Raw genomic sequence first — 13,819 nt, 5'->3', positions numbered from 1 at the left:
TTTATATCAATTACCATATATTTTTTTAATAATATAAAAATCTATTATATAAATAAGTGTCTTCAGATTAAATTCGTTTTAAGCAGTTCAAAAATAAGAAAACAAGCTTTTTTAATCGATTAATTATATACTTTCCTAAAGACTAATAAGATACTCCGCCTGTAGCGGAAACGTCTATATTATTCAAATCATCAACCACAGTAATTTTGCTCCATATCATACCCATCCAACAACTGTAAACATACGTACCGGATTCGGCAGGAATAAATTCTATTATATTGTCCCCTATTTCAAGTTTTTTGCTTATATTGAATTTAGGAATTATAATTTCGTTATTGCAACCGTTTATATCTCCTTTTCCTGCTTTTATGATCCATTTCACCGGTACGCCTTTTTGCACCGTTATCGGCTCATAACTACCGGGTGAGACTTTTGATGTAACTTCCTGAATACCGTCCTTTATAACTGCTACCCCTTGTTCTTTTACGGCACTGCCTGTACCAAACGGAATTGACGGTATTACAAAACCTGACAATGCCATGCCTCTGGATACCATAACCACTCCAAGAGCTATTACCAGCACAGCACTGGCTTTCATCATTTTATGTGTAAATTTTCCGTTTATAACTGAACTTACCGCACCGAATCCAAACATTAAGGGTACTGTTCCAAGACTGAACATAAACATTGATAAGGCTCCTGCTGCAAAACTTCCCGTACCTAATGCATAAAGCTGCATTGCCTGAAGCGGTCCGCACGGCATTAGGCCATTAAGCAATCCAATAAAAAACGGACCGTAATTATCTTTATTACTATGTATTTTATTACCGAAAAATTTTGGCATTCTGGGATTTAATTTTCTAAGCCATGGGAATATATTAAGCATATTTAATCCCATAATTATCATGAAAAACCCTGATATAACAGCAACAATACCCTTGGCGGCACCGGAGAAACTTATACTTGCCCCTAATGCTCCGACTAACCCTCCGATTATGGTATAGGATAGTATTCTTCCGCTGTTATAAAGAAAACTGGGTTTTAGACTTGAAAGCCTGCTGTTATTTTCGTTGGCTGCCTTATAGGAAACACATACCGAAAGATTTATCCCACCGCACATGGCAACACAATGCAGTGAAGTCATCATTCCTACAATAAAGAGGATACCGTATCCCATGGATTGATTAATCTGAGGTATAAAATTAAAGCCTGCCGTGTTGCTTATTATTAAGTATATAGCAAACACTATGACTCCTATTCCAACCAGACGGCTGACAGACATTTTTTCATCCGATGTTTTATTTGGCGTATTTTTTATGTTTGATCTTTGAGCATCTTTAGTATCGGGTTTATTTTTCACCACATAACCCAGATTTTCTATTACCTGTATAATTTGATGCAGTTTTACAACATTAGCATCGTAAGTAATGTAAACATTCAAGCTGCTATAAATCGCTTTAACTTTTTTAACACCTTCAAGTTTTTTTAGAGCATTTTCTATTCTCGTTTCACAATTTGTACAAGACATACCGTCTATCTGAAGAACCTTACTTATTAATTTTTGCTCCATTTGCATCCCACCTGTTTTTTTGACGTGTATTTATTGCTTTTTCCAATTTCCGAACAAACCCTTATTTGCATCCATGAATGCTTGGGAAATTACGATAACCTCATCATCCTCTGTTTTATATTCTTTAGTAATTGGTACAGGATTACAGCCTCCTTTTAGCTTTTCCAACTGATCCAGGCTAAATCTGTTGCCGCAATTTTGGCATACTAATTTGTCACCTTCCTGCTTATAATACCCTCTGCCGGAATCATAGCAAATCTGACAGGTATTAAATGCCGTTCTAATAGTTCCGTCACTTGCCCTTACTGCCATAACCTCCATATTTGTCTTTCCCGATTTATATGGATAAAATTTAACATTATCTGAGATTTCACTTTTAAGTATTATTAAATCTTCCTGAACATTTCCTTTAGAATTGAATTTTGTAAAAATAAAACCTGTTATTACAACTGCAATAATACCGGCTGCAACAAATACCGTCTTTTTAGTTTTATGAACATTCTTAACCGAAAGCTTTGACTTTCCCATTTAAAAACCACCTTTACATATATTTTTACTTGCCTTTATTTAAATATATCAAATTTTTGTGAAGATTTTATGAAGATAAGCCATTTTAGTTTATTATAAAATTGGTATTTTTACTTATAAAATGCTACTATTGCTTTGTCTTAATTTTTATTTTTATTTGCACCGGACATTATAAAATTAATATAATATTAGCATATCCCCTTAATAACTTGCTTTATTGATTTATGGTATATTTTACCAACAAAAATTTGTAATATTTTTTTTAAAATTATAGTAATTTTATATTGACAGAAAAAACACATTTAGTTATTATTGAATATAATATAAGTAAGTGTAAAGCAATGGCGCTGTTGGCAATAGCTGACAGCGCCATAAATATTATCAGGGGAAAGGGTGTGGATAAATCTAGGAATTTACCGGATTAATAAGAAGTGCGGTCATTTACACTGTTTATTTAATCTTAATTAACATACGGAATTTCAGACTGGGTGTGACAGGAATTCTATCTATTTAAAAAAAACATATTAAAAATTAATTCGCACAAGGGCGTGTGTTTTATTGTCAATTCAATAAAATACACGCCCTTAACTAATTTTAAGGAGGAATGATTGATGGATTATGTTATGATAGTTGATACTATTTGGGTAGTACTTGCGGCAGTATTGGTATTCTTTATGAACCTGGGTTTCGCAGCAGTAGAATCAGGTTTTGCCAGATCAAAAAACACCGTTAACATCTTATCTAAAAACTTTATCGTTTTTGCAGTTTCTTCACTTGGTTTTATGCTGCTTGGATGGGGGCTGATGTTTGGCGGAGACAATCCCCTTGTCGGTACAGAACATCTTTTTATTTTAGGTAGTTCTGATTTATCATACTATAAAGATACACTTACATCAAGCGTACCGTTCTGGGGAAAATTCTTCTTCCAGCTTGTGTTCTGCGGTACCGCAGCAACTATCGTATCCGGTGCGGTAGCAGAACGTGTAAAATATATATCCTTTATAGTATTCTCCTTTATACTGACTCTTGTAATTTATCCGATCGTCGGTCACTGGATCTGGGGCGGCGGCTGGCTGGCTGACCTTGGTTTCCTGGATTTTGCGGGTGATACAGTAGTTCATTCTGTAGGTGGATGGGCTGCCCTTTCCGGTGCCATCATACTTGGCCCCCGTTACGGTAAATATGACAAAGACGGAAAACCCAAAGCCATTCCCGGGCATAGCATGGCTCTGGCTGTAATCGGCCTTTTCGTCCTGTGGCTTGGATGGTTTGGTTTTAACCCCGGTTCAACAATGAGTTTTCAAAATCCGGCAGATGTTGTGCATATCCTGGTAACCACAAACACCGCTGCCATAGCTGCTGTACTTACTGCTACCGCCACATCCTGGCTCTTCATCGGTAAGCCTGATCTTGGCATGACCATCAACGGCTGTCTTGCAGGCTTGGTAGGAATCACGGGCAGCTGTGCATATGTCAGTGTCGGAAGTTCATTAATCATCGGTGCTATAGCAGGCGTTATCGTTGTATTTGCAGTACTTTTCTTTGACCGCATAAAGGTTGATGACCCAGTAGGTGCCACTTCCGTACATTTAGTTTGCGGTGTATTCGGTACAATATGCGTCGGCCTCTTTGCACAGGAAGGCGTAACCAGCCTTTCAACAGTAAGCGGTCTATTCTATGGCGGCGGTTTTTCTCTGCTTAAAGCTGAACTTCTCGGTATTATAGCTGTTGGTGTATTTGTATTTGTATCATCATCGGTTGTATGGTTACTTATTAAAAAGACTATGGGCATTCGTGTCAGTCTTGAAGAAGAAATTCAGGGCCTTGATATCGGTGAACACGGAAATAGCGCATATCCTGATTTTGCAATCGTAGCTCCTATTATGGCTCCGGTCAACGGAAACGGAGACATGATAGCGGCAATAGGTCACCCGGTAAGTGCGGTTGCAGCTTCTGAAACTGCTTCCGGCAAGGTATCAGTTGATGATGCAATTCCGGTAGTCAACAAGGCACGCCCCGGAGCTAAGATTACAAAAGTAACCGTTATCACCAACCAGGATAAGTTTACACAACTACAGACAGCTCTGGATAAAATCGGTATAACAGGTCTTACTGTAACCAATGTTCTTGGATATGGTATGCAGAAAGGTCACGAAGAATATTACCGCGGTGTTCCGGTAAAAACCAGACTGCTTCCTAAAGTACAGGTTGACATCGTAGTATGCAAGATACCGGTTGAAACAGTGGTAGATACGGTTAAAAATTCACTTTATACAGGCAATATGGGCGACGGTAAAATCTTTATTTACGATGTAGAAAACGTAATAAAAATCAGGACCGGCGAAGAAGGTTATGATGCACTGCAGGATGAAGAATAAAATAAATTTATCCTGTCACAACCTCGCTGCTTTCATACGACCGCACCTAAATCAGCTTAATCAAAAACGGATTTATCTGTGAGAATATAAAAAGATGCAGGGAACATAAGATTAACTAAAAAATGTTCCCTGCTATTTTTTGCCTGCCTGATAATCAGATTCTAATTTTGATTAAAGATTTGCCGGTTTATTTAGCTTTCATTTATGAATTATCATTTGTCGATATATTCTTCTATAAACAATTTACTTATTCATTTATGATTCTTAAAGCATCTGTATGCCAAAGGCAGCAATGCTATACCGGCTATAAAGGCAAAAATAATAATTAACTCATATGGCCTTAAAATCAGCCCAAAAATATCAATAGAATAAACATCTATAATATTTCCCAGGTTGAACATTTTTACCGGTATCAGCTTGATTAAATGGTATAACCACAGTACATTTTCAGAAACATTTATAAAACCCGGAACAATCGTAATGGCCGTCATTATTACAAGTACCAAAAAAGGAGATTTTAATTTTGCAGACAGGGCCATCGTAATCGCAGATGACAATATATTTCCTCCTAAAATCATTATGGAATATAACATGGCAACCTGACCGAAGGTAAACGGGTCTATCGTAAATGGCAAATACTGTTGTATCGGAGTACCGCTGCCATCCCACCCGAAAATGGGCATTACCGTAAGATAAGTTACAAATGTAAACAGTAGGCTTATCAGTATGGTAAATGTAATACCTGTAATTATTTTGGCATAAATCATTTTGCTTTTCCCGTATTTAGCTGAAAACACCAGTCCGTCCATTCCTTCAGCATATTCACCGGCAAACAAGGGAGAAATGCATATGATACAGATAAAGCAGATAATTATGGCTGTTGTGTTCATTTGCGTAATGAATCTCTGATATCCGTCTATATAGGAATAAATAAACGGAGTCTTTACTTTTCTGCTTAAGATTATGGAATTTTCTTTCTCCCTGTCATTCATCGCTGTATTTTCTATAATTTTTTCTACCACCCTTTGACGTACCGCATAAAAATCATAAAGCTTTTCTCTCGGAATAGAACCCAGTTGTCTTATATTGTCTATATCATAAACTTTTCTGATTATTCCGTAAATTTCGTTGTAAGGTCTGGCGTATTTCTGATATTCTTCGGTGTTATGATATATCCCTTCGGTAAACGGAATACGGGAATATGCTTCTATTGCTTCCGAAAGCAAATCGGCGTTGATTTCCCGTCCCGATAGCCTTCTTTTATATGCCCTGTCTTTTTTCATGCCTTCATAATTGCCTTCAAATACCTCTCCTTCAATATAGTAATTCCCCAATAAAGTCCCTACACTGCTTATAACCGTAAGAATAATACCGATTATCAAAATAATTACAGTACTGCGTTTTTTAAATATTTTTTTATATTCAAATTTAATTAATTCCATATAACTGCTCACTCTTGTTTGCCTCCTTGTTAAAGTAATACAGGTACAGATCTTCCAAAACTGCCGTAACCGCTTTAGCTTCCTTACATGGGGCTTTTTCTGCCACAAGGCGTAAAAACGTTTTGTCCTTTTCTTCCCTGACATTTATAATCGGGTAATTAGCAATCAGATATTCTGCCGTATTACAATCCACAAGGCATTCAAAAACTTTTCCTTCAATCGGACGAATAATCTCTTCAAGAGGGCCTTTATGTATAATTTGCCCGTTTTTCATTAATAAAATAGTTGAAGCTATATATTCGACATCAGAAACAATATGAGTCGACAGCAGTACTATTCTATCCTTTCCAAGTCTTGATATCAGATTCCTGAACCGAACTCGTTCATTTGGATCAAGACCTGCCGTAGGTTCATCCAAAACCAATATTTTAGGATTATTTAACAGGGCTTGGGCTATGCCTAAACGCTGTTTCATTCCTCCGGAAAATGATTTTATTTTCTTTTTAGCTACATCCGAAAGGCCCACCAACTTTAAAAGTTCAGACGTCCTATCTTTGGCTCGTTGCCTTGTAAGCCCTTTTAAGCTTGACAGGTAAAGCAAAAAATCATAAGCTGTAAACTCCGGATAATATCCGAAATCCTGAGGAAGATAGCCTAACAAATCTCTGAACTTTTCTTCACTTACATCTATTCCGTTGAATTTAACCTCCCCGCTTGTAGGCTTTAAAACTCCGCATATCATTCTCATTAAAGTTGTCTTTCCCGAACCGTTTGCCCCAAGCAGACCGTAAACTCCTTCTTTTAGGGTCAATGAAACACGGTCTACGGCCATCTTATTTTTGTAATGTTTGCTTAAGCGGTCAATGACGAGTTCCACTTTAAATCCTCCATTCTCTTAATAAACTTTACGATTTCTTTCAAACTTAAAACAGCAAACATAATGAACGCTATAGCCCAAAACATCCTGTTTCTTTCTAAATAGATATCATATATCCGGATTGAAATCAGAGAATTTAAAATACTTACCAAAGCCGTAACACTGCCGCAAATATAAACAGTATCCCTGCTTTTTGAGCGGTTTATGACAAATAAAGAACCGTAGCAGTTCAGCAAATATGGGGTCGACAAATAAATACCTAATCTGATAAACCCCAAATCCGTCTTACCGGATAATAACAATAGTATACCGATAAATACAGCCAGATTGACTACTCCCAATATTCCAATACGAATTAGGCTTACTTCCAAAAGGTTGTATTTGCAGCTCATCTCAAGTTCATCCATGTTGTATGTGATACTTCTTGCTATCTCGCTTATGGTCACAAGAGAAACAAACGGCAAAACCGAAGATACAACCCAAACAAATGAGTATGAAGCCCCAGAAAAATATAGGCCAATTAACGTACCAATAAACAACAGTAACGACAAAATCCAAACCCGTTTTCTTATATATCCAATCTGACTAATAAAAAAATCTAATCTGTTTGCTTTCGGGTATTCCAGTAGGTTTATAAACTCCTCTTTTCTTGCCGGCGCCGGCGCATCAAAGACCGTTTTTAACTCTTTTTTTAATTTATATTTCATTAAAGTCCTCCTTTCTAAGGACACCTTTTAATAAATCCAAAGCCTTATTAAGCCTACGGTAAACTGAAAAACGGGATATATTCATAATTTGGGCTATTTCGTTTATACTAAGTTCATTTGCATACCGAAGCAGAAGCATTTCCTGTAATTCGACGGGCAGTGTTGATACTGCCTGCTTAACAGCATAGCTGGTTTCAAATGCCGTAACCTCATCATTTGCAGGAACTTCCTCATTAAGCCTTTCATCCCTGCCGCTTTTTCTATAAAAATCAATGCACAGGTTTTTTGCTATAGTATATAGATAAGCAAGGGGCTTCCCTTTGTTTATGTAGGATTTCTGACTGAAATATCTAAGAAAAGTTTCTTGCGTCAAATCTTCCGCAGTCTGTTTATCTTTCACTTTAAAATAGCAATATTTGTATATCTTATCATACTGATCATGTATACTTAACGACATAGGAACCCCCTTTCTATAATGTATAACGAGCCATGACGGACAAATGTGCGGGTTTAATTTATTATTTATTATAGTAAAATTTGTTATAGTAAAATTTATTACCCACATATAAACGTCACTTTTAATTACATAATCAATAATAAAAATAAACCCTGTTAAGCTGTCAACCGTTTACATATACATTGTTTAAATTTCACATAAAAATACCCCCGATATGTATTTACATTTCATATCGAGGGAATAAAACTTTACTTATGATAACTGCCAAACCCGATCAATGATGTCCCCACACTTTGGTTGATTAAACAGTAACTGTTTCGCACAATAAGAAGACTAGCAAAACATAATCAAATCAGTCCGTCGAATATGATAACCTAATAATCCACTGACTTAGAAAACTTAAAATATGTAATTATATTTTTTATACTTTATTCTTCCCATATAGGTCCTTCCAGTTACCGGTTTTTCCTAAAGTTTCATGGTTTAACGTATAATATTGTCCCTCTCCGATCCATGTTACAGGAGCAGCCATACGCAACCGTTCGTCCACATCTATTGAATTATCCTTAAGTTCTTTTGCAACCAATGTATTGCGGATCTTACACAGAAATACGTCACTGCCGTTAAAGGAAATGGATTGAAAAACTTCAAGTTCAAACACCCAGGGGCTATCTTTAAGTACAGGAACATTTAATACAGCGCCCCGTTCGGTTTCAAGCGGAATATTCATTTTTTCCTTATTGTATCCTTCATTGTTACCTAAATAATCCGCAATCGGAAGCATAGATTCTGTTACCAGGTTGGCGGAAAATACTTTCGTTTCCCGGATACGGTCTTTAGTTAATTTTTCACCTCCGATGCAGGCCATAACTCCCAACTCGCCGTCCCAGAAGTAACTGAACCAGCAAAACAGGCCGAAATTCGGTGTTCCGTCCTCCCGATATGTGCCATACATAAACAATGTTTGAGGGCAAAAATTATTTTGCGGGCTTACCGATATTTTTTCCATATACTTATACTCCTTCCTTTTCAAGATTTCTTATTATTCTTCTTAATTGCTTTTCAAATTCGATAATCTCAGCATCTGAAAAACCGTCATAAAATATTTCGCTCATCTTGTCCGATACCCAGTTATACTTTTCCCTGTATCCTTTTGCTTTTTCTGTTACTGATATCAGAATCTGCCTGCGATTTTTCTTATCAGGTATTCTTTCTATCAACCCTTCCGCTTCCATCCTGTCTAACATAGCAGTAAGTGTTGATTTAGCCAAAGAAGTCAAATGCCCGATCTCAGTAATAGTTAACTGTCCATGTTCCCAAAGTACATAAAGTATACGTCCCTGAGCCCCGTTAAAAACATCAACGCCACATTCTTTTAACAGCTTTTCAAAAACTCTTCCGCTCAAATGCTGTACCTGGGATATAAGGAAGCCACCATAAGTTTTCGTTATTCTCACCTCTTATATAATATAGTTTTATATGATATTGTTTTATTTAGTATTGTTCTATATAGAACTATACTAAATAAAATCACATATGTCAATATCTTACTAAATCTTTTATTGACATTTAAAATTATCATAAACAGCAAAAAACAGCCGCTAAGATTTAGCGACTGTATAATATAACAGGCCTAATATGATTATTAGCTCCCATACCATTTTTAGCTCCAGGTCAGTTCCAATTCACCGTCCGCATTCTCAAAACTTAATATCAGGTAATACCTCTCATTCTCATTTAAATTTAGTGTTGCATTCTGATTGCTTTTATCTAACTGTAGCAGGGACCTTTTATTTTTATCCTTTATTTCAGCAGTAACATTACCTTTGGATATATTAGTGTTTAAATTAAATATATAATTTTTGCTTTCATTAATCTTAATAACTCTTTTTACATTCCCGTTGCAAGACTTAAATTTTACCTTACATCTTCCTTTTTTCCTTAATAAGCCCACAAATAAAACAGCCGTTTTTCTGCTTATAATCAAATATCCGTTTATCCATAAAAGATAAAGCAATATTATTATTAAAACTATTGAAAGCGGTATTAATAAATAATTATAATTCATAAATCCACCTCCCCTTAAAAGCGTTTTGTTACCGATAACGGCGTATAAGTGCGGTATATATTCTTAGTAGTTCTTCCGGACAGATTATAATTTACGTTTCCTTTCTTCCAATGCAAATTCTATATAAAAAATGGCTTTCCCTTATTATATCATCAGGAAAGCCTTAATTCTATAATTTTAATAGGTTTTTAATTTACTATTAGTCAATTATTAATCCGTATGAATGTTTTATTATTCAGTCCTTAATGCTACAACCGGGTCCTTCTTTGCGGCGCTGCGTGAAGGTATGATACCGGCTATCAGAGTCAGAAGGATACTTATAACAATTAATATAACCGCTGTCTGAACAGGCAGTATTGCGCTTAAGTTATTAAGCCCTGTCAAACGGTGCAGTATCAGATTTATCGGAATGCAAAGCAGATAAGTTATAACAACGCCAAGCAAGCCTGATGTAAATCCGATTATAACGGTTTCAGCACTAAACATGGTAGATATATTTCGTTTTGAAGCTCCGATAGCCCTTAGGATACCGATCTCCTTAGTACGTTCCTGTACAGATATCAGCGTAATTACCCCGATCATGATGGACGAAACTATCAGTGATACCGCCACAAAGGCAATAAGAACATACGTTATGGCGTTAATTATCGTCGTAACCGACGACATCATTAGACCCACATAGTCCGTATAAGTAATCTCTTTAAGGTCATCCACACTTTCATTATATTCCGCAATAGCATCCTTAATCGCATCTTTATTTTCAAATGTAGATGCATACAAATTAATGGCTGTAGGACTGTCCATATCAACACAACCAAGCTTTATCAGATTGTCTTCATAAGTAGAGTCCGAAAATTCCAGGATTTCGTCATAGAGTTTTGCACACATTTCATCATTATACTGAGAAACTTCCATATCAAGAGCAGCAGCCAACTGTTCGTTTGTCATTGAACTCATCTGCCTGTTTACCTGTTCTGCATATTGAGCACTATACTGCTCAGTAAGAGCCTGAATAAACATTGCTTTTAAATCGTCATCACTCATAGATGAGATATAACCTGTAATTGTTGCTTCATCCATTCCTGTTTGCTGCACAATAGCCGGTGCCATGGCCGCTTCCATATCAGCCCTTGACATGTTTTCAAGAGTGCTTGAAATAAACTGCTCTATCTCCTCATCGGACGGTATGCTCATAATCTTAATGTATGCATTGGCCTTACCGGAAACATCAAGTGCTTCTATATATTCTTTGAATTCTTTTGCTTTTTCCTCTGTGGTTACAGTACCGTCATTGTCTTTAAAGGGCAGTCCGGTGAAAATATCAATATTCGGATTAGCTTTCTGTTCTTTTACTGCTTCCGAATTGTATGCATTCTCTATAACGTATTTAGTCAAATCGCTAGTATATCCGATATAGCTTCTGTTTGATGATGCAATAGAATTTTCACTTGGCTTTGCAATACCAACGACTTTAAGTTTTAATGCATTGTCATACAGGTATTTTAAGCCGGCTTCTGTATTTCTAAGATCAGTATAGGTACCAGTTTTTTCATCATAAATATAACAATCGGAATTTAAAACTGTACGAAAATCCATATCGCAGATTTCTTCATAAGACCATTTCTGTACTTCATAATCAACAGTCGTATGATTTACAGAGGCTTCCATGAGTTTTTTCATTTCCTCTTCAGACTTTAGCCCCAAAGCATAAAGTGTCATATCATCTATTTCATTGTTTTCGTCTACAAAGAGGATTATTTCATCATATCTGGAAGGCCATCTTCCGTATACCAAATCATATTGCCTCTCGATTACATCATTAACAGCCTCGCCGTTTTCTCCCGGAATCAACTCTTTCCACAAGTTCATTGATGACGTCATTATGGACGAAGAGCTGCCCATAATTGACCTCTCACGTAAGGCAAGCATATTGGACATATCTATATTCAGATATTTTTTCATAAGTTCCAGGGTCATGGCTTCCGTATCGGAACGGATTATCGTACCGTCTACATTTTTAGTATAAACCTGAAGATCAATATCATATGAATATTGAACTCCTGCCAGTGCCATACCAAGCTTACTGTTTTCATCAGTTCTCTCTTTTTCTATATATTCCTTGAAAGCTTTCAGATCGTTTTCCTGTGTTTCAAGAGAGTTCATTGCATTAGTCATTTCATACAGCATAGCCTTTTGGTAAATCGCGTCATCTTCATGCTCAGAAACGGAATGGGCTTTGCCCATAAAAGTAGAAAGCAAAGTTGTTATATCCACATTCTTAGCTTCAATTGTAAGAGGATACGAAGCAAGGGTTTCTTCCTGCACGTGGTCTATAAAAGTGGTAGTTCCCGAGGATACCGCATAAATTAGAGCAATTCCTATGATGCCGATAGAACCGGCAAAGCTGGTTAATGCCGTCCTTCCTTTTTTTGTAATAAGATTCTTAAGGGATAACCCAAAAGATGTTCCAAAGGACATCGACGGTTTTTTCTTTTTGCGGTTAATTTCTTCCCTACTTTGCGCTTTTGCTGTTTCTTTTTGTAACTCTTCATCAGTAATCGGCTTACTGTCGCTTATAATATTACCGTCAAGCATTTTTACAATACGGGTGGAATATTTTTCGGCAAGATCAGGATTATGGGTAACCATAACAACCAGGCGGTCTTTTGCGATTTCTTTTAGAATATCCATAACCTGAATGCTGGTTTCCGTATCAAGAGCCCCGGTCGGTTCGTCGGCCAGGATAATGTCCGGATTATTTACTATGGCGCGGGCTATGGCAACTCTTTGCATCTGTCCGCCGGATAACTGAGACGGTTTTTTCCTTATCTGATTTGCCAGCCCTACCTTTTCCAGGGCCTCTTTTGCCCTCTTTCGCCGTTCTTTCTTTGAAACCCCGGACAGAGTAAGAGCAAGTTCAACGTTTGAAAGCACAGTCTGATGAGGAATTAAGTTATAGCTTTGAAAAACAAAACCGACCGAATGGTTGCGGTATGTGTCCCAATCCCTGTCCTTATACTCTTTCGTAGATATGCCGTTGATAACAAGATCACCGGAAGTATACTGGTCAAGCCCTCCTATGATGTTTAGCAAAGTAGTTTTGCCGCATCCGGATGGCCCAAGGATTGAAACAAATTCGTTGTCACGGAATTTTAAATCTATACCTTTTAATGCCTCGACATCTTCGCCGCCGGTATGATAAACCTTTGTTATTTTCTTAAGCTCAAGCAATGTTTTTCCTCCTTACGTATTATGTAGTCTTTCTATTTGACATGTTATTATAATCAGATTGGTTATCTGAAATTATTGCCACGTAATTCCTATAAAATCGCACACAGATAATCAGAAAAGTCATATAATTAAAAATAAGAACAAAGAATTCTTTTTTATCTATATCTGAAAACGCAAACCCTAATGGAAGTCATTGTACAACTTTAAACTCTAAAGTTCAATAATAATCTTATTATTAAAATATAAAAAAATTATAATATTTCCTTCCAAAAAGTGTTTGACACAAAGAAACCCTCTATGCTATAATCATCCATAAATTACTATTTTATACAATATATAGATATCTTTGTATCTTAATTGTTATTATTAATCAAACAATATTTATACTTTATCCAGATAAAAAGCTTTTTAAATTTTTATTATATTTTAGTTAAAATAAACATAAAAACTTAATGATGATTAAACCGTTGAGCAAGAGTAGTAGGAATAAGGAACTGCATTCAGAGAGCCGCTGGTTGGTGGAAATGCGGCTGCATGATTATTCCGAATGGACTTGCGAGG

General features: G+C 36.4%; 11 protein-coding genes and 1 other annotated feature (1 of these 12 only partly in view). Of the genes, 1 reads left to right on the top strand and 10 read right to left on the bottom strand.

The genetic code is table 11. The features are described 5' to 3' along the window. Positions 1 to 142: 142 nt before the first annotated feature. Entirely contained in the window at positions 143 to 1,570 is a 1,428-nt protein-coding gene (locus tag HHT355_RS04110) for an urease accessory protein UreH domain-containing protein (RefSeq protein WP_199179153.1), read from the bottom strand. Between the two features lie 30 nt (positions 1,571 to 1,600). Then, entirely contained in the window at positions 1,601 to 2,098 is a 498-nt protein-coding gene (locus tag HHT355_RS04105; protein WP_103202152.1) for a DUF2318 domain-containing protein, read from the bottom strand. A 611-nt stretch (positions 2,099 to 2,709) separates the two neighbouring features. Between HHT355_RS04105 and HHT355_RS04100 the strand changes: the two genes are divergently transcribed. Further along, positions 2,710 to 4,476 (top strand): ammonium transporter, encoded by a 1,767-nt coding sequence (locus HHT355_RS04100; RefSeq protein ID WP_103202151.1) that lies wholly within the window; start codon positions 2,710 to 2,712, stop codon positions 4,474 to 4,476. Between the two features lie 251 nt (positions 4,477 to 4,727). Here HHT355_RS04100 and HHT355_RS04095 read toward each other — a convergent pair whose 3' ends face one another. The 8 genes from HHT355_RS04095 to HHT355_RS04060 form a co-directional block, all read right to left on the bottom strand. Next, positions 4,728 to 5,930: an ABC transporter permease subunit gene (locus tag HHT355_RS04095; protein ID WP_103202150.1), complete on the bottom strand. Its 1,203-nt coding sequence runs from the start codon at positions 5,928 to 5,930 to the stop codon at positions 4,728 to 4,730. Then, on the bottom strand, positions 5,905 to 6,795 hold the full coding sequence (locus tag HHT355_RS04090; protein ID WP_103202149.1) for an ABC transporter ATP-binding protein: 891 nt from the start codon (positions 6,793 to 6,795) through the stop codon (positions 5,905 to 5,907). The genes HHT355_RS04095 and HHT355_RS04090 overlap by 26 nt, the downstream gene beginning before the upstream one ends. Further along, positions 6,771 to 7,502 (bottom strand): hypothetical protein, encoded by a 732-nt coding sequence (locus tag HHT355_RS04085; protein ID WP_103202148.1) that lies wholly within the window; start codon positions 7,500 to 7,502, stop codon positions 6,771 to 6,773. Before HHT355_RS04085 ends, HHT355_RS04090 begins: the two co-directional genes overlap by 25 nt. Further along, positions 7,492 to 7,959: an RNA polymerase sigma factor gene (locus HHT355_RS04080; protein WP_103202147.1), complete on the bottom strand. Its 468-nt coding sequence runs from the start codon at positions 7,957 to 7,959 to the stop codon at positions 7,492 to 7,494. Before HHT355_RS04080 ends, HHT355_RS04085 begins: the two co-directional genes overlap by 11 nt. Before the next feature lie 421 nt (positions 7,960 to 8,380). Beyond that, positions 8,381 to 8,968: a flavin reductase family protein gene (locus HHT355_RS04075; protein ID WP_103202146.1), complete on the bottom strand. Its 588-nt coding sequence runs from the start codon at positions 8,966 to 8,968 to the stop codon at positions 8,381 to 8,383. Between the two features lie 4 nt (positions 8,969 to 8,972). Further along, positions 8,973 to 9,365 (bottom strand): MarR family transcriptional regulator, encoded by a 393-nt coding sequence (locus tag HHT355_RS04070; protein WP_242967526.1) that lies wholly within the window; start codon positions 9,363 to 9,365, stop codon positions 8,973 to 8,975. A gap of 257 nt (positions 9,366 to 9,622) precedes the next feature. Continuing rightward, entirely contained in the window at positions 9,623 to 10,027 is a 405-nt protein-coding gene (locus HHT355_RS04065; protein WP_103202145.1) for a hypothetical protein, read from the bottom strand. A gap of 231 nt (positions 10,028 to 10,258) precedes the next feature. Further along, complete coding sequence (locus tag HHT355_RS04060) at positions 10,259 to 13,258, bottom strand: ABC transporter ATP-binding protein/permease (protein ID WP_103202144.1); 3,000 nt, start codon at positions 13,256 to 13,258, stop codon at positions 10,259 to 10,261. A 458-nt stretch (positions 13,259 to 13,716) separates the two neighbouring features. Beyond that, positions 13,717 to 13,819: a binding site (T-box leader), on the top strand; it runs 143 nt beyond the window's last position.

Source organism: Herbinix hemicellulosilytica, from assembly GCF_002904165.1.
Taxonomy (GTDB): domain Bacteria; phylum Bacillota; class Clostridia; order Lachnospirales; family Lachnospiraceae; genus Mobilitalea; species Mobilitalea hemicellulosilytica.
This window is presented reverse-complemented; position numbering and strand designations above follow the sequence as displayed.